Origin of the sequence: Rhizobium sp. NLR16a, assembly GCF_017948245.1 — a bacterium.
Classification (GTDB): domain Bacteria; phylum Pseudomonadota; class Alphaproteobacteria; order Rhizobiales; family Rhizobiaceae; genus Rhizobium.
The window spans coordinates 375841-397680 of record NZ_CP072866.1; the positions used below are offsets into that span (position 1 = coordinate 375841).

Below are 21840 nucleotides of genomic sequence, written 5' to 3' on the forward strand. Positions count from 1 at the left end.
GGTACACTCCATTCTGTATGGTTGCGTGATGTCAATTCGACATAAACGAGACATATGATATTGACATTATGATGTCAAATATATTGCATGGTGACAAATGGGTAAACCTGAGCGAGCAGCTGCTGGATCCGCATTGACCATTCTCATTCTCGACCTGTTCCGGCTGAACAACCGTATGCTGACGTCGGGCGACAGGCTGGTTGCCGGCCTTGGGCTGACGAGTGCGCGCTGGCAGGTTCTCGGCACGGTCGGCGCGTCGGCGCGCCCTCAGCCGGTCGCTTGGCTCGCGCGTGACATGGGCGCGAACCGCCAGAATGTGCAGCGCATCGTCAACGATCTGGAGAAGGAGGGCCTTGTCGCCTTCGCGGCCAATCCGCATCACCGGCGCGCCCAACTCGTGGTGCTGACGGAGAAGGGCCGCGAGACCTTCAACGCCGCTATGCGCCTCCAGGCCCCATGGGCAAGCGGCCTCGCGGAGGGCCTCGAAATCACCGACATCGAAATCACCCATCGGGTCATGAAGGCGCTTCTCCAGAAGCTGGAAGGAAGCGAAGGCGGCGAGGAGCCGGGTTGACGGCAGTTGAAATAACGCTGCCGCCGATCCTCGGAAACGGATCTGTGAGAAAGGGGCCAAAAACGATCAGCCACGGCCCGCTGCGAGGCCGTGGCTGATGCAGCGCGCAATCTGTGGGAGACAGGCGCGGCCGATTACTTGTTGGCGGCAAGCGCTCCGTTGATCTTGTCGACGTCGGCGCTCATGGCCTTGAAGGTGTCGTCGAGGGAAAGCTCGCCGACGATCAGCTGGCTCATCCGCTGGACGATAAGCTGATAAATGGCCCCGGATCCCTTGAGGCGTTCCAGGTCGCGGGCGGCCTGCGGCGCACTGTCGCGGGCCGCAAGGAAGACGGCCATGGCTTCCTTAGCGTTCTTGCTCTCGAGCTTGTATTGCGGATCCTTGATGTCGGCGCCGGTCAGGATGACGTAATTTTCGGCGATTTCACGCTGGATCTTTTCAGAGCCGAGGAACTCGATGAACGCGGCCACGGCTTCGGGATATTTGGTGCGCTTGAAGCCGACGATCGCGGTGCCGCCCGGCATTGCATAGCAGCCGGCATCGCCGCACGGCGCGCTGATCGCCGTCCAGTCGAAAGCGTCGGCGATCTTCTTCTGGAACGGATTGACCATCCAGTTGCCAGCAAGATAGGTCACGACATTGCCGTTGACGAACTCGTCACCCATGTTCTTGTACTGGGTTCCGCCGGCCGCACCCCACATTTCCTTGGGGAATGAGCCGTCCTTCGTCCAGTTGTAGAGGTCGGTGATGTAGCGCTTGGCAGCATCGTCGGGGAACGAGAACTTGCCGTCCTTGACGTAGTTCGAGCCGTAGGAGAAGGCAGCGCCCGAGAAGCGATGGCCCGAGCGGTCCATCGTGAAGGGGATCTGCGCACCCGTGGCCTTGGCGACGCGCGCGGAGGCTTCGACAATGTCCCTCAGTGTAGCGGTCGGCTGGGGAAGCGGTTCCTTGGCCTGCTCGAAGAGCGTCTTGTTGACGAAGGGCAGGTTGAAGGTCTGTGACGCAACATAGCCGTTGATCGAGTTCGGATCGTTGACGCCGGGGAAGCGAAGCGTGTTCAGGCTGTCGCCGTGCAGCTTGGCGAAGCCATCCGGATCCTTCATCAGCGGGCGCATGTCGAGGTAATAGGGCGCCAGCTGCCAATCGGTGATCTTGGCGATGTCGGGACCCTCGCCGACGGCAAGTTGTACCGGCAACTGCTTGGCGACCGCATCATAGCCCGATGAGACGAAGTTGACCTTGATGTCGGGATGCGCCGTTTCGAATTCCTTGCTCAGGGCTTCCATCCGCTCGACGTAAGCCTGATCGTCGTCGGTGAATAAGAAGGTGATCGTCTTGGTTTCCGCCATGGCAGTGCTGGACCAAGCGAGGGAAACAGTCGTCAACGCCAGTGCGAAAGCCCCTGATAGATAGTTTTTCATTTTCATCCTCCCATGAAAACATTTTCATCAATCGCGGCCTTGGCCATCGATAAGTCAATTTCATATACTTGACATTCATCTCGTCAAGCTATTTCCTGCAGCAATAGCGGCGTTCTTGAGCAATTTTCAAAAATCACGCACCAAATAACCTGATGAAAATATTTTCATTGGATTGCGGAGGAGGCGATCTGTGAAAACGGAAAGCATCAAGCAGCCGGACGACATGGCGCCAGCCTATGGCGTGGGCCAGAGGCAGACGATAACAGCGTGGGCCGTGTCCGCCCTCATCGCGCGCTATTTTCCCGGCGAGCCCGCGCCCGCCGAAGACCGCGTCAACTATCGTTTCATCAACGGTTTTGTCGATGTCGGCGACCTGCCGTGCCGCAAGGCCTTCTGGTCCACCATGGTCGGCCGCGAGCTTATGCCCGACACATCCTGGCAGACCGAGAGCCTCAATCTTCCCGGCTCCAACCGCCGCGTCGAATTCACCAGCTTCTGGCATGTGCCGACGCATGTCAGGAAATGGCTGAAGGGCACCTTCAGGACGGAGGCGCCCCGCACGCTCAATCTCGCGCTCAAGACCTGCGGCGGCGTTCGCATATGGGTCAACGGGCAGGAGGCGGTGCGCTTCGAACCTTTCAAGCGTAACATCGAGAGCGCAACCGAGATAAGGCTGCAGCTCGAGGCGGGCGACAACGAGGTTCTCGTCCATACCGAAGATCTTGCCGAGCGCGACACGACTTGGTTCTTCGAGCTCGAAATGCTGGACGAGGAGCCGCTCTGCGTGCTGCTGCCAGTATCGCTGGATCAGGACGAGGTGCGGGAGCTGGAAGCGCTTTCGCGCGGCGTGCGCCCGGCCCGCGACGTCTTCGTCAAAGAGCCGCTGGAGATCATCTTCGATACGGCGCCCGAGCGCGACCTGCCGGTGGAGCTCAAGGTGGTCGGCCATGGTCACGAGCGGCCGGTTCTCGCCCATGCGAAGCTGACCCTGCACGCCGGCCAGAACCGGCTGACGGCCGACGATGTCTGCGCCATTGCCGACGGTTATCACGGCATCCATATGACGATCGGCTCCGGGACGGGCTCGGTCACCCGCGTCATCGATGCCGCCTTCATGAGCAGCATCTCGCCATCGCCGGCAGAGGCATCGCTTGCCGCCCGCAAGCGGCAGGCGCTGGAATACAGCGCCCGCTTCGGCGTCAACCGCGCCGGCCGCCTGATCGCCATGATGGAAACCGGCTACGGCGACCAGGAAAGCTTCGACCGCATCGTCGATGCGACGCTCGCCTCCATCGATCAGCGTGAGGATTGCTCGGATTTCATCATGGTGCCGCTCCTGTGGCTGCTTGGCGCCTATGGCGACCGGATGCCCAAGACCACGGTCGAGCGCATCCGCCATTCCGTTCTCTCCTACCGCTACTGGGTCGACGAGCCGGGCAACGACGCGATGTGGTTCTGGAGCGAGAACCATGTGCTCTGCTTCCATACCAGCCAGCTTCTGGCCGGACTTCTCCTGCCCGACGAAATGTTCTCGGCCTCGGGGCGCACGGGCCGTCAGCAGGCGGCGCTCGCCACCGAGCGCCTCGGGCGCTGGTTCGACAGCGTCGAAGCGCATGGCCTGGCGGAGTGGAACTCGGCCGCCTATTACCCGATCGATTTCATCGGCCTGCTGGCACTGGAGCGCTGGGCGGAGAGCGGGATCGCCGGCCGCGCTCGCGGCCAGATCGATCTCATCTTCCGCATGATCGCCCTTCATACGCTTGCCGGCGTTCCGGCGGGGTCGCAGGGGCGCGCCTATGACAAGGAACTGCGCGCCGGCCCGCTGACCGAGCTTGCGCCCTTCGCCCAGGTCGCCTTCGGCACGGGCTGGCTCAACAACGGCGTCGCGGCGCTGACCATGTTCTGCGCCGGCGATTATGAGCCTCCGGCCGATCTCGCCGAGCTTGCTTCGCTTTCGCGGGGAAGAAGCGTCGAGGCGCGTTACAGCCAGGGCCTGGAGAGCGGCAAGCTCGTGCTCTTCAAGAACGAGGCCGCACAGCTTTCGACTGTCGTCGATCACAAGACCGGCCGGAAGGGGCATCAGCAGCACGTTCTCGATATCCGGCTCGCCGGCCATCCGATGGCGAGGCTCTGGGTCAACCATCCCGGCGAAGACGACCCGTGGGGCAACCAACGACCGTCCTATTGGGCCGGCAACGGCATCCTGCCGCGTGTCGCCCAGCATCGCGACGTCGCCCTTTTGATCGAGGACACGGGTGATGCGCGGCATGCCTGGACGCACGCCTATATCGGCCGCGACGGTCTCGACGATCTGATCGTCGAGGACAAATGGCTGATCGCCCGGTCGGGCAGGGGATTTGCCGCCCTCTGGGCCTCGAACGGCCTGGAGCTGATCACCGACGGGTCGACCGCGGGCCGCGAGGCGCGCTCGCATGGATCGCTCTGCGGCTGGGCGGCCATCGTCGCATCCGGCAATGACGATGCTTTCAAGGGCTTCATCGAGCGCCTGTGCCAGACGGCGGTGTCCTTCGATCCGACCCTTCGGCGTCTTTCCCTGACGCCGCCGTGCGGTCCGGCGATCGCTCTATCCTATGCGGAGGGTTTTTCGATCGCCGGTCAGCCCCGGGCGTTCACGCATGATCAGCCGCACCCGATCCTCACCCACGACAGCGCCGCTTGCCAAGCCGGCGCTGACGGGCCGTTCTACTGCTAAAACATAGGTTCTTCAGCATGAACACAGCATCTGTCGACAACGCCGCCCTCCTGACGACGATCGATCGCGTGGCGACGGCTTTCAGCCGGCTCCGGGGCATCAAGGAAGGTCTCGTGACGGACGATGCCGCCTCCGGCATCCAGTTCGACGAATGGGATTGGGAAGTCGGCGTTGGCCTTTATGGATTTCTGCGCCGCGCGATTTCCGCCAATGACCATAAGGCGCTGGAGGAGCTCGTCGCCTGGTACAGCGCACAGATCGAACGGGGCCTTCCGCCGCGCCAGATCAACAGCACGGCGCCGATGCTGCCGCTCGCAATCCTCGTTGAGCATGTCGACCGCCCCGATTTCCGCGCCCTCGTCGAGGACTGGGCCGACTGGCTGATCATGGAATTGCCGAAGACCGAGGAGGGCGGCTTCCAGCACGTCGTCAAGGAACGCCTCAACGACGGCGAATTGTGGGACGACACGCTGTTCATGGCCTGCCTCTTCCTCGCGCGCGCCGGCGTGCTCTGCGAGCGCAACGACTGGGTCGACGAGGCCGTCTATCAGTTCGTCATCCACACCCGCTATCTCTCCGATCCCGTGACCGGGCTCTGGTATCACGGCTGGACCTTCAACGGCCGGCACAACTTCGCCAGTGCCTTCTGGGCGCGCGGCAACGCCTGGATCACTGTTGCCATTCCCGAGCTCTTCGATCTCGTGCCGACGCTCGGCGAGAAGGATCGGCGTTACCTCTCGAACGTCCTCGTCAGCCAAGTGCGCTCCCTGAAAGTCTATCAGCGGCCGGACGGCATGTTCACGACGCTTCTGGATGATCCGTCCTCGCCGATCGAAACCTCGGCCACGGCAGGCATCGCCTATGGCATATTGCGCGCCATCGATGCCGGCATTCTCGACGAGAGCGACAGGGTTCATGCGGAGCGCGCGCTCAAGGCCGTGATGGCGCAGATCGACGACGAGGGCGTCGTCCACGGCGTTTCCGATGGCACGCCGATGGGCCATGACCTCGATTTCTACCGGCGCATCCCGAACCTGCCGACGCCTTACGGCCAGGCGCTGACCATGCTGCTGCTGACCGAAGTCCTGATCGAAGGCGGCCGCCGCCAATGAGCGCCACCTCCCTCGTCGCGATCGAGGCGCTCGACGGCGACAATACCGACGGTCTGCAAGCGGAGATCGACCGTCTTTCGGCGTCCGGCGGCGGACGCCTGGAACTCCTGGCGGGCATCCACCTCTGCCGGGGGCTCCGGCTGCGCTCCGGCGTCGATCTGCATCTTGCCGCCGGGGCGATCCTGCGTCCGGTTCCCGATTATGCCGCGTACGCGCATACGACGGTTTCGGTGATCGCCGAGAAATCGGATCGCGGCATGATCGTCGCCAAGGATGCGCAGCGGATCAGCCTGACGGGGAAAGGGCGCATCGAAGCCGGCTGCGAGAGCTTCATCATTGGCGACGATGAGACTGTGGGAACCTTCATCCCCGCCGAATTCCGCCCCCGCGTCGTCGTCTTCGAAGGCTGCGACGACGTGGAGATCAGTTCCATTCATGTCAGCCGCTCGCCGATGTGGACACTGCATTTCGTCGACTGCACCGATGTCGTCGTCCGCGACGTCACCATCGAGAACGACCGCCGCCTTCCCAATACGGATGGCATCGTGCTCGATGCCTGCCGCGGCGCCGTCATCGAGGATTGCAACATCTCGACCGCCGACGACGGCATCTGCCTGAAAACCAGCATCGGTCCTCAAGGCGTCGCCATCGGCCGGTGCGAGAACATTCTCGTGCGCCGCTGCTCCGTTCAGAGCCTAAGCTGCGCGCTGAAGATCGGCACGGAAACACATGGCGACGTCAGCAATGTCCTGTTCGAGGATTGCAGCGTCTCGGCTTCCAGCCGGGCGCTCGGCATATTCTCGCGCGACGGCGGCCGGATCTCGAATGTGAGGTTTTCCAGAATTTCGGTAGAGTGCCGCGAAACGCCGGATGGTTTCTGGGGTTCGGGGGAGGCGCTGACCGTCAATGTCGTCGATCGCATCGCCGAACGCCCTGCGGGCGCCATCGAAAATCTGATCGTCGAGGATGTGACCGGGCGGATGGAAGGCGCGATCACCATCATTGCGGCGGTGCCGTCAGGCATCCGGAACGTGTCGCTGGCCCGTATCACCGTCGATCAGCAGCCGGGGCAGCTTGGCACCGGGCGGACCTACGATCTGCGCCCGACGAATGCCGACCTCGCGCCGAAGACGGGTGGCGGCGGGCGTGCCAATGCCTGGACCCGAGGTTCGGACGGACGGGTGATCGGCCTGCAGGAGTATCCCGGCGGAATGCCGGCCGTCTACGTGGCCGATGTCGCCGGGATATTGATGAACGAGGTGCGGATTACGAGGCCTGCACCGCTGCCGCAAGGCTGGAACGCAATCGACGTCGTCATGGAAACGGCGGCATCTGATGGGAGTGGGGCATGGCAGAACTGAAACTTTCCACCGTCAACAAGTCGTATGGCGCCGTCAAAATCCTGCATGACGTCGAACTCGACATCAAGGACGGCGAGTTCGTCGTCTTCGTCGGTCCGTCGGGGTGCGGCAAGTCAACCCTTTTGCGCATCATCGCGGGCCTTGAGGAGGTGACTTCGGGCGCAATCGCGATCGGTGGACGCGACGTCAGCGCGCTGTCGCCGGCCGAGCGCAAGATCGCGATGGTCTTCCAGTCCTATGCGCTCTATCCGCATATGAGCGTACGCAAGAATCTTGCTTTCGGCCTGGAAAATTTGAAGTTCAAACGTGCCGAAATCGAGGCGCGCATTGCCGAGGCGGCCAGGATGCTGGCGATCGAACCGTATCTCGACCGACGTCCGAAGCAGCTTTCGGGCGGCCAGCGCCAGCGCGTGGCGATCGGCCGGGCGATCGTGCGCGAGCCCGACATCTTCCTCTTCGACGAGCCACTGTCGAACCTCGACGCGGCGCTGCGTGTCCAGACCCGGGCCGAGATCACCAAGCTCCACCGCGACATCAAGACGACGATGATCTACGTTACCCACGATCAGGTCGAGGCGATGACCATGGCCGACAAGATTGTCGTTTTACGCGCCGGTCGGATCGAGCAGGTCGGCGCACCGCTGGAGCTCTTCGATCATCCGCGCAATCTCTTCGTCGCCGGCTTCCTCGGTTCGCCGCGCATGAACATCATCAAGGGCAAGGTCTCGGGCGTCGGCGAAAGCGGCGTCGTCGTCGATGTCGGCAACGGCGGCACAATCGTCAGCAGTGTCGATCCAGCCGGCATTGCGGTCGGTCGGTCGGTTGTTGCCGGTATCCGGCCAGCGCATTTCACCCGCTCCAGCGAGCGCGGCCTGCCATTCGTCGTGCAGTATCACGAAGGGCTCGGGACCGAGACCTATGTCTATGGAAATCTCGCCGGGCAAGACGATCAGATCATCATCCATGAAGCCGGCCATTTCGCGCCGGTTTCCGGCGACCGGATCATGATCGATGCCGATCCGGCCCGCGTTCATCTGTTCGATCCCGAAAGCGGCCTGGCCTTTGGCAGACGGTCCGGGCAGAGGAGGCGCTGATATGGCAGAGCTCACGGCCGGTACGTTGCTGTCTCAGACAGGCGAAACGGCGATGAGGGTGGTCGAGGCGCCGATGAATGCGATCGAGCGTCTGTTCGGCCGCAAGCGGATGCCATGGCTGTTCCTGGCGCCGAACCTCATCCTGTTCGCCATCTTCACCTTCCTTCCCATCGCCATCGCCGTTGGCTACGCCTTCACGGGCGGCACCAATCTCTTCGTCTCCGACCGGCCGTTCGTCGGTCTCGACAACTTCCGCACCCTGCTTTCCTGCGGCAATTATCTGCAGCCCGGAACCTGCCAGGAATCGCTGTTCTGGACGGCGGTGTGGAACACGCTTTGGTTCGTGGCCTTCAACGTCATCGCCACATTGCTGGTGGCGTTGATCACGGCGCTGATCCTCAATCGGGCGATCTTGGCGCGTGGCTTCTTCCGAGCGATGTTCTTCTATCCGGTTCTGCTGTCTCCCGTCGTCATCGGCCTGATCTGGAAGTGGTTCCTCGATCGCAACGGCCTGCTGAACGCCTTCTTTCAGATGCTTGGTGTTCCGCCCGAGATCTTCCTGCTCGACGTTGGCTGGTCGCGCTTTTTTGTCGTGGTCGTGTCGGTCTGGTTCCATATGGGCTTTTACACGTTGATCCTGCTCGCCGGCCTCCAGGCGATCCCGAAAGATCTCTATGAAGCCGCGTCCATCGATGCCGCTTCACCGCGCCGCACGCTGTTCAGGATCACGCTTCCACTTCTTGCCCCGAACCTGCTGGTCGTATTCATCCTTCTGATGATCAAGTCGGTGCAGATCTTTGACGAAGCCTGGGTTCTGACCAATGGCGGCGGCCCGGGCACGGCCAACAGCTTCATCGTCCAATATATCTACCAGATGGCCTTCGGCAGCGATCTTCGTCTCTTCGGGCTTGCCTCCGCCGCCTCGGTTCTCATGGGGCTGGTGCTTCTGGTTCTCACCCTCATACAGCTGCGCCTCGGCAAGCGGATGGAGTCCTGAGATGAACCCGATCAGTTTTCTCTCACGCACACGCCGGGCCGGACGCATCGATATCACCGATATCTTGTCATGGGTCTGGCTGATCGGCGGAACGCTCGCCGTGCTCATTCCCGTCGTCTGGGCAGGCCTCTCCTCGCTGAAGCCGGCGGCCGAGATCACCCGCTTTCCGCCGTCGCTGCTTCCGCGGGCGGCCGTGGAGCAGACCGTGCCCGGATTCGACAAGCCTCTCAGCCTTTGGAACGTAACGATTGATGGCCAGCAGCGTGAAATGGCCATGGTGCGGCGCATCGGTCTCAAGGCGCAGATGGTCGATCCTGCAAATCCGGGGCAACCGATCGGTGTCGATGTCAAGGGAATCACGCCGGTGCAGCATCTGACCGTTGCCACCGAGAACTACACCGATCCGTTGACGCGCTTCAACTTCCTGACCTTCCTGAAAAATTCGGTCTTCGTCACCGTGGTTGCGACGCTGCTGACGCTTGTTGTCAACGCCATGGCTGCCTTTGCGCTGTCGAAATACAAATTTCGCGGTGACACGACTGTGTTCGTCATCATCATCTCGACGCTGATGATCCCGCTCGCCGTCGTCATGGTCCCGGCCTATCTCGTCATTGTCGGGGTCGGGCTCGCCGACAATCTCTGGGGTGTCATCCTGCCGACCGTCGCCTCGCCGACGGCCGTTTTCCTGCTGCGGCAATATATGCTGACCATACCGGACGAACTGATCGAGGCGGCACGCGTCGATGCGGCGAGCGAATTCTGCATCTTCTGGCGGATCATCCTGCCGCTGACGGCGCCGGCGCTTGCCGTGCTGGCGATCTTTTCCGTGCTCTGGCGTTGGAACGATTTCCTCTGGCCGCTCATCGTCCTCAACAGCCGCGAGAATTTCACCCTGCAGGTCGGGCTCAACGCCTTCCAGGGAGAGTTCTCGGTGCAGTGGCACTATATCCTGGCGATGACGTTCCTCAGCTTGTTGCCGGTCACCGTCGTCTTCCTGTTCCTGCAGAAATACATCACCACAGGCATTGCCGGTACGGGAATGAAGTGAACGAATCCTGGCGCGCGGCACCGATTGGGGTCGAGGCGAGGAAACCTCCAAGGATTTAAGTCTGCCTTTCCGATTTCGTCGCGCCAGCTTCAGTCCTATTTGGATCGGAGCCGTGCAGGATTAACTGGCAGAGGCCATCACAACACGGTTTCGAATAGCGGGATCAATGCTGCGCCGATCGCGCCGGGGGCATCGATGATCTGGGCCACTGCGAGCTGCGGGATGTCGCGCAAGGCGCCATGCCGAGGCAGATTGTTGAATTCGGTGCGTTTGATCAACATTCTCGCAAGCGAATGTGGAAGCTCGCCGCCAAGCACGATCAATGCCGGGTCGAAGATCGCGCAGATCGCGTTGATGGCACGATTGTGGGCCGGAGTGACGCGGTCGATCCATTCCTCGACACCATCCCACTCCACCATATTTTCGTCCTTCAGATCCCTCAGGGTCAGGCCGCTGCGCCCCTTGCCGCGAAGATGCTCGAGCAGCTGGTTGAGAGCGGGGCGATCATCGTAGTCCTGACGCCCGAAAAGAACGGAGATTTCGCCGGCATTTCCGAAACTGCCGCGAAACGGCATGCCGCCGGAGACAAGGCCGCCGCCATAGCCATGAAGGTGGGCGATATAGGCAAAATCGGCAACGTCACGCCCGACGCCGAAAATTGCTTCCGCCAAGGCCGCAGTCCTGGCGACATTGTCCGCCCAGACCGGCAGGCCAAGCCGCTCCCCAAGCAATGGCGCCAGGTCGATCAGCGACCAATGGGCCAGCGGCAGGGGACAATTGAAAGCCGTATCCAGCATGCGATGGCCGGAGACTGCAAGGCCGACGCCGAGGATGTCGCGCCGCTTGGCGCCGCGCCGGGCGAGGATCTGTTCGACGGCTGCTTCGATCCGCTCCATTTCCAGGGATAGCGACGAGCCGGCCTGGGGAATTTCCATATTGTCCAACGGTTCGCCGAAACCCATGAGGCAAAGGCCAATCGTTCCGACGTTGATGGAGATGCCGAGCGTCAGACACCACTCCCTTCGCAGTGTCAGCTCCGGACTTGGTGGACCGGCGCGCCGGTTTTCCGATTGGGAAAAGACGACCATTCCCCGATCATGAAGCCGGCCGACGATTCTGTGCAGCGATTGCTGAGTGAGATCGAGTGGGTCGGTCAGGCTGGAGCGCTCGATGCCGGGCGACTTCCAGATCAACCGCAAAAGGTCCCGTTCGTTACGGGAGGCCACTCTCGCGGGCTCTGTGTCTCGCAGGAAATGTGGGGCAACGTGGTCCAGCGGAGCGTACTTCATTTTCCAAACATATTGATTTACACTGTAAGTGTGAAGCAGGTGGAGGGGACGCTTTGCTTCTGCGGGGCAACGAAATCATCCGTGGTTTTGCCGGTCCTGCTTAACCCATCAAGATTGGCCAGACCAGTCGCGATGATGTCAGGCGGCAGAAGAAAAGAACCGAGCGGCATGGATGCGTTAACACGGGAGAAAATGGCAATTGCCGAGCATCGTGGTTATGGATTCGAGCCCACGCATGGAGGCACCAGCTTCGAATCAATGGTTCAGGCCTTTACGGCTGGTTACGGCGTTTTCGGCGCACAGCCGTTGAAGGATGACCGAAAATTCGCCTGGGCCGCGGATCTGAGAAGGACCGAGGCGCTCACGGTGCTTCATTCGGTCTATCAGAGTTCCTGGACGATCCGGACGCTTGATGACTCTCCGCAGCATCTCGCGTTTTTCATGCCCCACACAGGCTCTTTTCGACTGTCGATAGGAAAGAGAACGGTCGAAAGCGGCGCCGGTTACTTTCTCATGGCCAACAATCACGAAGTCGGCGATCGTGTGGTCCAGGGAGGACCGCACCGCTCGGACGCCCTTTTTCTGGACTGGAAGGTTGTGAAAAGGGTCCTCGCCTCGCTGGTGGAAAAGCCCCTCTCGGAGTCGTTCGATCTCGACCCGATTCTCGATCGCGCGACGCAGTCAGGCCAACTGATCGGCAATCTGCTCCAGACGATCGTGCAGGGCATGCGCGGCGCCGGTCCGTTGCTATCCTCGCCTCTTGCCGCAGCCGCGATGAGCGAAACTCTTGCTCACCTCGTGATCCGATTTGGCCGGCATCGGTTTTCCGATCATCTGGAAAAAAAGAAAGTACCGTTGATTGCACCTTGGCATGTCCGACGCGCTATCGACTACATGCATGCCAATATCGCGGAACCTATCACCATGACGATGGTTGCCGATGGCGTCGGCGTTTCGCTACGGGCGCTGCAAACGGGCTTCAAGGCCTTCAGGGGAACCTCACCGGCCGGCTACCTCCGCACGATCCGGCTGCAGGCGGCCCGCGAGCAGCTGCGGGATCCGACAAACCAGCAATCTGTCCGCGAAATCTGCGCGATCTGGGGTTTTGCGCATGCCGGCAGGTTCTCCATCATCTACCGCAGCACTTTTGGTGAAAGTCCGAGGGATACGCGGTTACGGGCTGAGCGATTGCGGTGAATGAGTTTCTACATTCTCCCAGGTGAGATGATGGAGCCGGCACATACATGAATCCCCGGTCTCCCGGGCAGTCCCTATGGCGTGATGTTTCTTCTCGACGCGGCGGAGCTCGATGCATTGCTGAGAGGTCGCGCCTTCTGCATTCTCCGACGGCTGGGATCACGGAGGCGGCGCGATGCTGCCGCGCAGGACGAGATGGCAGCCGAGCTCCAGGCGATGGGCCGGCCGTTGCGGATCATTGGCGATCAGCCGCTGTTCGATGAGCGCGAGCGCTGCCGCCCCGAGACGGTCGGTCGGCACGCTCACGGTGGAGAGCGGCGGGCGGCTGAACTCGCCGGGAACGATGTCGTCGAAGCCGAGCACAGATATCGCGTCGGGCACGCGTATGTCGCGATCGGCCAATGCCTTCAGGCAGCCGAGCGCCAGATTGTCGGCCGCGCAGAAGACGGCGGTTGCGCCTTTCAGCGCGGCGTCGCGATCGAGCAGCGCGTTGACGGCCGCTTCGCCATGCCGGGGCTCATATCCCTCGGCTTCGATGATCATGTCCTTCGGCACCGGAAGCTGTGCGGCCAAATAAGCATCGGAAAAACCGTCATACCGGCGCTGGATGGTCGTTCGGCCCTTCCAGGTCAGATGCAGGATCCGGCGGTGGCCGAGCGCCAGGAGGTGCTCGATGCCGAGCCGTGCGCCGAAGCGGTTTTCTGGCGTCACCGTATCGACCAGCATGGCGGGATCCTCGCCGTTGACGATGACGACGGGCATGTCAGCCGAGGCGAGGCTGCGGATGAGTTCGGGCTGATCGTCGTTCAGCACCACGATACCGTCAGCGCGTTCTGCTATCGCAATCTGCCTGACTTCGGCGCCGTCGATGCGCCGGCCGCTGCTGACATAGGGTACGATCCGGATGCCTCGACGCTCGCATTCCCTGCGAAGACCGTTGAGAATCGTCCAGCTCACCAGATTGAGGTCGCTCTCCGGGGCGGCATCGACAGGAATGGCGAGAAGCAGAACGTGCAAGGCGGCAATCGTCGCCTTTTTTCTGCGGCGATCGAGATAACCGAGCCGTTTTGCCGAATCCAGCACTCTTTCCCGCACCTCGATCGTGAGCGGCGCAGTTCCGTTCAGGGCGTGCGAGGCCGTGCTCAGCGACACGTCGGCATCGCGTGCGACATCTTTGAGATTGACTTTACGTTCCACTTTTTCCGCCGCGAATTCAGATCGTACCTTCGAAGCATAAGCTAACTTGATGTTTTCACATAAAGGACTTTAAAAAAGCTATGTGCTTGCGCCGATATTTTCGTCATTCGCAATCAGCGACGTTCGGCAAGCAGCCCGTTGAACAGCAGGTCGAAATAGGCGCGCATGAAGGCGTCCTTGTCGGGCGTCGGCACCCGGCGATCATCGAATATCAGCCGCAGAACCGTCGTCGTCAGAATCGGCGCAACCACGATGTCGGAAAATTCGACAGGAATTTCGCGAAATTCCCCCAACGCAACACCTTCCAGGATGAGAGCGTCGATCCTTGCGATAATCGGCGCGATGAATTCATCGTGGTGGCGATCGATCAGGTCGGGGAAGCGCTGTCCTTCCGAAATGACCAGACGCGTCAATTCGCGGGTTGTACGATCCTCCGCGATTTGGTCGTAAAGCAGACCGAGAATGGACATCAGCCTGTCGGTGGCGCTGCCGCTGAGGCCAGCGGTGATTTCAAGCAGTTCCTGAAAGGGGACGGAGAAGTGACTGATCATGGCTTCGAAGAGCTTTTCCTTCGTCTCGAAGTAAACGTAGACCGTGCCTTTGGTGACGCCGACCCTGTCTGCGATGTCGTCGACGCGGGCGCCCGTGAACCCGTTTCTGACGAATTCCTCGAATGCGGCATCCAGGATCTGGATGGGTCGCAGCGCCTTCTGTTCCGCGCGTGTGAGTTTCTTCTGAGCTGTCATTCGTGCCTCGCCTCCCTTGTCTTGCGCTATCGGTCCTGTGCAAAAGTTTCATTGACTAATCCGTCAGTCAATTATATAGCAGCTGCCGTTGAGAGCAAGAGGTCAACTATGAGAACCATTCTGTTCGCCACAGCGATCGTATGCACGATCGGTCTCGTCTCCTGCAGCGAATCGGACGGGCCGAAAGAACCCGGCGCGCGGCAGGTCGGCGTCGTCGTGGCCAAGTCTGAGCCGCTGAGTGATGGCGGTGCGCTGACGGGAGAGGTGCGCGCCCGGGTCCAGACCGATCTGTCCTTCCGGGTCAGCGGCAAGATCATCGAACGGCTGGTCGAAGTCGGTCAGTCAGTGAAGGCGGGGCAGGTACTGGCGCGCATCGATCCCGAAGAGCAGAAGGCCGATCTCGATGTGGCCGCGGCCAATCTTCAGTCGGCTGAAGCCCAGCAGACCCAGGCACAGCTCGCCTTCGACCGTCAGCAGAGCCTGTTTCGGACGCAGGTGACGACGCGCGCCGCACTCGACCAGGCACAGGAGGCGCTTCTGACCGCGCAGGCCTCGACGAAGTCGGCGCAGGCGCTCTTCGAGACCGCGCAGGACACCCTGTCCTATACGGAGCTGAAAGCCGATGCCGATGGCGTGATCACCGCCCGCAATGCCGAGGTCGGGCAGGTGGCGCAGGCCGCCCAGGTTGTCTTCACCCTTGCCCATGACGGCGACAGGGACGCCGTCTTCGAAGTGGTCGAGAGTGCGTTCCTGCGCCCGATCGACGGCGACGGCACCGTGAACCTGCTTGCGAACCCCTCGCAGAAGATCACGGCGAAGGTGCGCGAGATATCGCCGACGATCGATTCTTCCACCGGCACCATCAGGGTCAAGGTCGCGATATCGAGCGATGCTCCCATTCCTCTCGGCGCTCCCGTCGTCGGAAAATTCAACTACGTCCCGCAGGACGTGATCCAGCTGCCCTGGTCGGCAATGACCTCAAAGGACGGCAAACCGGCCGTCTGGATCGTCGATCCTGCATCCTCTGCGGTTGCGGTGAGAGCGATCGAGGTCGCCCGTTACGAGACCGGCAGCTTCGTCGTCAAGTCGGGCGTGTCGGCGGGAGATGTCGTGGTGACCGACGGGACCAAATTCCTCAGGCCCGGTGAAACCGTGTCTTATGTCAAGGAAGCATCCAAGTGAGTATTCGTCCCAAGATAATCGCCCTGTTGATGGGTGCGGCCCTGATCTCCTCCTGCACGAAGCAGGAGGAAAGCAGGCAGGAAGCGCCCCGTCCCGTGCTGTCAATGACGGTCAGGCAGACGCCCGCCACAAGCCTCGGCCTGACCGGCACGATCCAGCCGACCATAGAAACCGATCTAGGCTTCCGGATCCTCGGGCGGATGATCGCCCGCAACGTCAATGTCGGTGATGTCGTCAAGAAGGGTGACGTGGTTGCCGCCATCGATCCGCTGGCGCTGGAGCTTGCCGTGCGCAGCGCCCAGTCCGATGTAGAGAACAGCGACGCTCAGCTCCGAAACGCCGTGACCACGGAGCAGCGCCAGCGCGCGCTTGTTGAATCGCGCTCCGGCACGGAAGCCTCGCTCGAAGAAGCCGAGCAGGCGAGACGGACGGCCACGGCCGCGGTCGCCAAGGCGCAGGCCAACCTCGACAAGGCCAAGGAGCAGCTCGGCTATGCGCAGCTTCAGGCTGAATTCGATGGGGTCGTCACGGCGACTTCGGCTGAGGTCGGCCAGGTCGTGTCGGCCGGCCAGACGGTCGTGACCATCGCCCGGCCGGACAAGCGAGACGCCGTCGTCGACGTGCCCCAGGCCGCTGCGCAGAAACTGGAGATCGGCGCGCCGTTTGAGGTGACGCTGCAGCTCGAGCCTTCGATCCGCACGAGGGGCGTCGTGCGCGAAATCGCGCCGGAGGCGGAGACCGCCACCCGAACGAGTCGGACCAAGATCGCGCTCGCCGATCCGCCTGAAGCCTTCAGGCTCGGCGCGGTCATCACGGCTTCCGCAACCATCGTTGCCGATCCCGAGATCATGCTGCCGTCCTCGGCGATCCTTGCCGGTGCCGACGGCGCCAGTGTCTGGATCGTCGACGTAGCCGGCAAGAAGGTGACGCTACGGCGCGTCACGATCGACGGCAAGTTAACCGACGGCGGCACCGTTCGCGTCACCGAAGGACTCGCTCCCGGAGAGCGGGTGGTCGTTGCCGGCGTGCATAAACTTCAAGATGGCCAAGCCATCAGCATCGACCAGGAGATCAGCCAGTGAAGTCCTTCAATCTTTCCGACTGGGCGCTCGAGCACCGTTCGCTCGTCTGGTACTTCATGATTGTCTTCATTCTCGCAGGCGCATTCTCCTACCTGAACCTCGGCCGCGAGGAAGATCCGAACTTTACCATCAAGACGATGGTGATCACCGCCCAGTGGCCCGGCGCATCCGCCCAAGAGGTGACGCGGCAGGTGACCGACAGGATCGAGAAGAAGCTCCAGGAACTGGAATCGCTCGACTACACCAAAAGCCAGACTGTTGCCGGTCAGACCACCGTCTTCGTCGAATTGCTGCCGACGACAAAGGCTAAGGATGTCGCGCCGACCTGGCTGCGCATCCGCAACATGATCGCCGACATCAAGGGAGATTTCCCGAGCGGGGTCGTTGGTCCCTTCTTCAATGACCGCTTCGGCGACGTGTTCGGCAACATCTACGCGTTCACCAGTGACGGGCTGACCCAGCGCCAGCTTCGCGATCTCGTGGAAAATGCGCGCTCCGAAGTTCTCACGGTACCCAATGTCGGCAAGGTCGACGTGATCGGCGCCCAGGACGAGGCGATCTATCTTGAATTCTCCACGCGCCAGATCGCAGCGCTCGGCATCGACCAGCAGTCTGTTATCCAGACGTTGCAGGCCCAGAACGCCGTCACCCAATCCGGCTTCGTCGATGCCGGTCCGGAGCGCATCGCATTGCGGGTGAGCGGACAGTTCACCTCCGAGGAAAGCCTGCGCTCGATCAACCTTCGCATCAACGACCGCTTCTTCCCGCTGACCGATGTCGCCACCATCAAGCGCGGTTATGTCGATCCACCCTCGGCTTTGTTCCGCTTCAACGGCGAGCCGGCGATCGGACTAGCCATCGGCATGAAGCAGGGCGCCAATCTGCTGGAGTTCGGCGAGGCGCTCGACGCGCGGATGAAACAGGTCGTCGCCGATCTTCCGATCGGGGTGGACGTCCACCGCGTCTCCGATCAGCCGCACGTCGTCGACGAGGCTGTCTCCGGCTTTACCCGCGCGCTCTTCGAAGCGATCGTCATCGTCCTCGTCATCAGCTTCATCAGCCTCGGCCTGCGCGCCGGCATGGTGGTGGCGATCTCCATTCCTCTCGTGCTGGCAATCACGTTTGTGGTGATGGAATACTCCGGCATTTCGCTTCAGCGCATCTCGCTCGGTGCGCTCATCATTGCGCTCGGGCTGCTCGTCGACGACGCCATGATCGCCGTCGAGATGATGGTGGCTCGCCTGGAGGCAGGTGACGATCTGAGGAAAGCCGCCACCCACGTCTATACGTCGACGGCCTTTCCGATGCTGACTGGAACACTTGTCACCGTCGCCGGCTTCATCCCGGTCGGTCTCAACAGCAGTGCGGCCGGCGAATTCACCTTCACGCTTTTCGTCGTCATCGCGGTTTCGCTTGTGGTGTCCTGGATCGTCGCCGTGCTGTTCACGCCGCTTCTCGGCGTCACGATCCTGCCGAAGACGATGAAGTCGCATCACGAGAAGAAGGGTCGTTTCGCCGCCGTGTTCTCCTGGCTTTTGGGGCTGGCGATGCGCTGGCGTTGGGTCACCATCGTGCTGACGGTCGTCGTCTTCGCCCTTTCGGTCGGGGGCATGGGGCTGGTGCAGCAGCAGTTCTTCCCGAACTCGGACAGAACAGAGCTCGTCATCGACTGGAACCTGCCCCACAACAGCTCGATCGCCGAGACAAACAGGCAGATGGCCAAGTTCGAAAAGGAGATGCTGGCCGATAACAAGGATATCGATCATTGGACAACCTATGTCGGCCAGGGCGCGCCGCGCTTCATCCTGTCCTTTGACGTGCAAACGCCCGATGTCACCTTCGGACAGACCATCATCGTCACCAAAGGCCTCGACGTGCGCGACAAGGTGCGGGCGGAACTGCAGGATTATCTGACGAAGACCTTCCCCGGCACAGACGCCTTCGTGAAGCTTCTCGATATCGGCCCGCCGGTGGGCAAACCGGTCCAGTACCGGATCAGCGGCCCGGATATCCAAAAGGTACGTGATATCTCCCAGCAGTTTGCAGGCGTTGTCGGTACTCATCCGCTGCTGTCGAACATGGTGCTGGACTGGAACGAGCCTTCGCGGGTGGTGAAGGTCGATGTGCTGCAGGACAAGGCGCGCCAGCTCGGCGTCTCTTCCGAGGACATCGCGACCGCCCTCAACGGCATTGTCGAAGGTTCGACCGCGACGCAGATCCGCGACGATATCTACCTGGTCAATGTCATCGGCCGGGCCAGGGCGTCCGAGCGCGATTCCGTCCAGACGCTTGAGAATCTGCAGCTCTCGACCTCCAATGGCAAGGTCGTGCCGCTCTCGGCCGTGGCGAATTTCCGCTTCGAACTTGAGCAGCCAACGATCTGGCGTCGCGACAGGCAGCCCACCATCACGCTCAAGGCGGCCGTCATCGGTTCGACACAGCCGGCTACGATTGTCGATCAGCTGAAGCCGAAGGTGGAGGAATTCCAGAAGAACCTTCCTGTCGGATACAAGGTGGAAATCGGCGGCGCCGTCGAATCCAGCGCCGAGGCGCAAGGGCCGATTGCGGCCGTGGCTCCGCTGATGCTGTTTACGATGGCGACGATCCTGATGATCCAGCTGCAGAGCTTCAGCCGCCTCTTCCTGGTCTTTGCGGTCGCGCCGACGGCCCTGATCGGCGTGGTGGCGGCGCTCTTGCTCAGCAATGCTCCCATGGGCTTCGTCGCCATCCTCGGCATTCTGGCGCTGATCGGCATTCTGATCCGCAACTCGGTCATCCTCGTGGTGCAGATCGAGCATCTGCGTGCCGAAGGTGTGACGCCATGGCAGGCGGTCATCGAGGCGACCGAACACCGCATGCGGCCGATCATGCTGACGGCGGCGGCGGCAACCCTCGCGCTGATCCCGATCTCGCGCGAGATCTTCTGGGGTCCGATGGCCTACGCCATGATGGGCGGCATCGTCATCGGCACGGCCCTCACCCTGCTGTTCCTGCCGGCGCTCTACGTCGCATGGTTCAGAATTCCAAGGGATGAGGGTACTCGGGCCGAAGCCACGGCAGAGGCATGATGCGGTCTTCGATGGCCATCGCCTACGGCCGCCGCGGCAAGGTGAAGCACATCATCCTGTTCGGGCACAGCATGGCCTGGCCGGGCGTGTCCTTCGCCCGCAATAGGCTGATGGCCTGTCCATCTGGTCGATCAGGATTGTGTACAATGTGACTCTTAAATTGTCAGGTGCCCAAATGAGGAGCAGACTTCCGTCTGTGGCCGAGTCGGCCTCAGGGGATATGGGAGGGCATTCATGAGCGTACGAAATCCGTCTCCCTCGTTATATAACGAGGATCTTGCACCCGCCGAGGAGCGTAAGTGGGGTGCATTCAGCATCTTCAACGTCTGGACATCGGACGTTCACAGCCTGTGGGGCTATTATCTAGCGGCGAGCCTGTTTCTGCTCTGCGGCAGCTTCGTGAATTTCGTCATCGCCATCGGCATCGGCTCTCTCGTCATCTTCTTCCTGATGAGCCTGGTCGGAAATGCCGGCGTGCGCACCGGTGTCCCTTTTCCGGTTCTGGCGCGCGCCTCCTTCGGCACCTTCGGCGCCAATGTTCCCGCACTCGTCCGGGCGGTGGTCGCCTGCTTCTGGTACGGCGCGCAGACTGCCGCCGCCTCCGGCGCAATCGTTGCCCTGCTGATCCGCAACGAAAGCCTGCTCGCCTTCCACCAGAACAGCCACATGCTCGGCCATTCGACCCTCGAACTCATCTGCTACGTCATCGTCTGGGCGCTGCAGCTGCTGATCATTCAGCGCGGCATGGAAACTGTCCGCAAGTTCCAGGATTGGGCAGGTCCCGCCGTCTGGATCATGATGCTGATCCTGGCCATCTATCTGGTCGTCAAATCAGGCACCTTCTCGTTCGGTTCCGAAATCCCGCGCGACGTGCTGATCGAAAAAACCAAGGATGCCGGCGTGCCGGGCGAGCCGGGCTCGATTGCGGCGCTTGCCGCGGTGGCCGCCACCTGGATCACCTATTTCGCGGCACTCTATCTGAACTTCTGCGATTTCTCGCGTTACGCGACGAGCGAGAAGGCGCTCAGGAAGGGCAATCTCTGGGGCCTACCGATCAACCTGCTGGCATTCTGCCTCGTCGCAGGTGTCACGACCACGGCAGCCTTCACCGTATACGGTGAGGTCCTGCTGCATCCGGAAATGATATCGGCGAAATTCGACAGCTGGTTCCTGGCGCTGCTTGCGGCGCTGACATTCGCGATTGCAACGCTCGGCATCAACGTCGTGGCGAACTTCGTTTCGCCCGCCTTCGACTTTGCCAATGTCTTCCCGCGCCAGATCAACTTCAAGCGCGGCGGATATATCGCCGCGCTGATCGCCCTCGTGCTCTATCCCTTCGCTCCCTGGGAGACGGGTGCTGCGCATTTCGTCAACTTCATCGGTTCGACGATGGGGCCGATCTTCGGCATCATGATGGTCGACTACTATCTCATCAGGAAGAGCCAGCTGAACGTCGAGGCTCTCTACCAGGAGAATGGCGAGTTCCGGTTCCAGAACGGCTGGCACGGCAATGCCTTCATCGCCTTTGCGGTCGGTGCGCTGTTCTCGTCGATCCTGCCGACCTTCACCTCCATCCTGCCGGACTGGTGGGGCACCTATGGCTGGTTCTTCGGCGTCGCCATCGGCGGAGCGATCTATTTCGTGCTGAGGATGGGCGCACGGCGCAATCCGGCCTTCGCCGCATGACGAAACAAAGGCGCCTGGCCATCGCCAGGCGCCTTCATGTTCTGTTTGGAAAATCTGCCGGCCCGAGGGAGCC

16 protein-coding genes are annotated in these 21840 nt (G+C 61.6%); 12 read left to right on the top strand and 4 right to left on the bottom strand.

The window, feature by feature from the left end; all coding sequences use genetic code 11:
• Window positions 1–97 precede the first annotated feature (97 nt).
• The gene (locus J7U39_RS21515; RefSeq protein WP_210631810.1) at window positions 98–574 is read left to right on the top strand and encodes a MarR family winged helix-turn-helix transcriptional regulator; all 477 of its coding nucleotides are present in this window, start codon (window positions 98–100) and stop codon (window positions 572–574) included.
• A 134-nt stretch (window positions 575–708) separates the two neighbouring features.
• On the opposite strand, the gene J7U39_RS21520 is transcribed toward J7U39_RS21515, so the two are convergent.
• Window positions 709–1995, bottom strand: coding sequence for an ABC transporter substrate-binding protein (locus J7U39_RS21520; RefSeq protein ID WP_210631811.1), 1287 nt, complete (start codon window positions 1993–1995; stop codon window positions 709–711).
• A 190-nt stretch (window positions 1996–2185) separates the two neighbouring features.
• Between J7U39_RS21520 and J7U39_RS21525 the strand changes: the two genes are divergently transcribed.
• From J7U39_RS21525 to J7U39_RS21550, 6 genes are read left to right on the top strand one after another with little or no spacing between them, the layout of a single operon-like run.
• Window positions 2186–4708 carry a hypothetical protein gene (locus J7U39_RS21525; protein ID WP_210631812.1) on the top strand — a complete coding sequence of 841 codons (2523 nt, stop codon included), beginning with the start codon at window positions 2186–2188 and terminating at the stop codon, window positions 4706–4708.
• A gap of 17 nt (window positions 4709–4725) precedes the next feature.
• A complete protein-coding gene (locus J7U39_RS21530) occupies window positions 4726–5820 on the top strand; it encodes a glycoside hydrolase family 88 protein (protein ID WP_210631813.1) in 1095 nt (364 codons plus the stop codon).
• Entirely contained in the window at window positions 5817–7181 is a 1365-nt protein-coding gene (locus tag J7U39_RS21535; protein WP_210631814.1) for a glycoside hydrolase family 28 protein, read from the top strand. Before J7U39_RS21530 ends, J7U39_RS21535 begins: the two co-directional genes overlap by 4 nt.
• Window positions 7169–8275 (top strand): sn-glycerol-3-phosphate ABC transporter ATP-binding protein UgpC, encoded by a 1107-nt coding sequence (gene ugpC / locus J7U39_RS21540; protein WP_210631815.1) that lies wholly within the window; start codon window positions 7169–7171, stop codon window positions 8273–8275. Before J7U39_RS21535 ends, ugpC begins: the two co-directional genes overlap by 13 nt.
• 1 nt (window position 8276) lies before the next feature.
• The gene (locus J7U39_RS21545; RefSeq protein WP_210631816.1) at window positions 8277–9272 is read left to right on the top strand and encodes a sugar ABC transporter permease; all 996 of its coding nucleotides are present in this window, start codon (window positions 8277–8279) and stop codon (window positions 9270–9272) included.
• 1 nt (window position 9273) lies between these two features.
• Entirely contained in the window at window positions 9274–10320 is a 1047-nt protein-coding gene (locus J7U39_RS21550; protein WP_210631817.1) for a carbohydrate ABC transporter permease, read from the top strand.
• A 137-nt stretch (window positions 10321–10457) separates the two neighbouring features.
• Here J7U39_RS21550 and J7U39_RS21555 read toward each other — a convergent pair whose 3' ends face one another.
• Window positions 10458–11609: an ROK family transcriptional regulator gene (locus J7U39_RS21555; protein WP_210631818.1), complete on the bottom strand. Its 1152-nt coding sequence runs from the start codon at window positions 11607–11609 to the stop codon at window positions 10458–10460.
• Window positions 11610–11777: 168 nt separating this feature from the next.
• On the opposite strand from J7U39_RS21555, the gene J7U39_RS21560 reads away from it, so the two are divergent.
• Complete coding sequence (locus tag J7U39_RS21560; RefSeq protein WP_210632200.1) at window positions 11778–12806, top strand: helix-turn-helix domain-containing protein; 1029 nt, start codon at window positions 11778–11780, stop codon at window positions 12804–12806.
• 159 nt (window positions 12807–12965) lie between these two features.
• Here the strand turns inward: J7U39_RS21560 and J7U39_RS21565 are convergent, their stop codons facing one another.
• Together J7U39_RS21565 and J7U39_RS21570 are read right to left on the bottom strand one after the other, a co-directional pair.
• The gene (locus tag J7U39_RS21565) at window positions 12966–14003 is read right to left on the bottom strand and encodes a LacI family DNA-binding transcriptional regulator (protein WP_210631819.1); all 1038 of its coding nucleotides are present in this window, start codon (window positions 14001–14003) and stop codon (window positions 12966–12968) included.
• Window positions 14004–14116: 113 nt separating this feature from the next.
• Window positions 14117–14749, bottom strand: a complete 633-nt coding sequence (locus J7U39_RS21570) for a TetR/AcrR family transcriptional regulator (RefSeq protein WP_210631820.1) — start codon at window positions 14747–14749, stop codon at window positions 14117–14119.
• Window positions 14750–14857: 108 nt separating this feature from the next.
• On the opposite strand from J7U39_RS21570, the gene J7U39_RS21575 reads away from it, so the two are divergent.
• From J7U39_RS21575 to J7U39_RS21590, 4 genes are all read left to right on the top strand, one after another.
• Complete coding sequence (locus tag J7U39_RS21575; protein ID WP_210631821.1) at window positions 14858–15931, top strand: efflux RND transporter periplasmic adaptor subunit; 1074 nt, start codon at window positions 14858–14860, stop codon at window positions 15929–15931.
• A complete protein-coding gene (locus tag J7U39_RS21580; RefSeq protein WP_210631822.1) occupies window positions 15928–17013 on the top strand; it encodes an efflux RND transporter periplasmic adaptor subunit in 1086 nt (361 codons plus the stop codon). Before J7U39_RS21575 ends, J7U39_RS21580 begins: the two co-directional genes overlap by 4 nt.
• Window positions 17010–20081 carry an efflux RND transporter permease subunit gene (locus tag J7U39_RS21585; protein ID WP_210631823.1) on the top strand — a complete coding sequence of 1024 codons (3072 nt, stop codon included), beginning with the start codon at window positions 17010–17012 and terminating at the stop codon, window positions 20079–20081. The genes J7U39_RS21580 and J7U39_RS21585 overlap by 4 nt, the downstream gene beginning before the upstream one ends.
• Window positions 20082–20315: 234 nt before the next feature.
• A complete protein-coding gene (locus tag J7U39_RS21590; protein WP_210631824.1) occupies window positions 20316–21767 on the top strand; it encodes an NCS1 family nucleobase:cation symporter-1 in 1452 nt (483 codons plus the stop codon).
• Window positions 21768–21840: the final 73 nt, after the last annotated feature.